The organism is Mesorhizobium sp., from assembly GCF_004962925.1.
In the GTDB taxonomy this organism is placed as follows: domain Bacteria; phylum Pseudomonadota; class Alphaproteobacteria; order Rhizobiales; family Rhizobiaceae; genus Mesorhizobium.
In genome coordinates, this window is the sequence record NZ_SUEO01000453.1 from 1 (window position 1) to 380 (window position 380).

General features: G+C 58.7%; 1 protein-coding gene. It reads right to left on the reverse strand.

The features are described from left to right. Positions 1-247, reverse strand: a 247-nt coding sequence (locus E5W87_RS35670) for a DUF3606 domain-containing protein (RefSeq protein ID WP_367118920.1), incomplete at its 3' end; no start/stop codon positions are given. Positions 248-380: the final 133 nt, after the last annotated feature.

Consider the following 380-nt stretch of genomic DNA (forward strand, 5'->3'; position numbering starts at 1 on the left):
CGGCTTCTATGAGGGCTTCACGATCGTTGCCGTTGGCCTTGATGAGCTCGCGGACCTGCTCGATCGTCACGCCATTCTCGCGGGCGAAATAATCCACTTCGTAATCTTCGTCGGCGGACACGCGGTTGCGATCGCGAAAGTCTCGCTTGCTCTTGTCGTCGGCCAAGTGGTGCTCCTGGTGAGCTTCGGATCGACGGCAACGCCGGAAACGCGGTTTTGTTGCCGCAGCCTGGGGATTTGCGTCCATTCGCACTAGCTAATATAAGCCTGCCGCCTAGAATCACATGAGTGCGTAAAATTGTAAGTACCGTTACCGGCCGGCTGCGGTTCATCCCCCCGATGGAGCCCAAGTTGGTGGCCAAGCCGCCCGAGGGGGACAA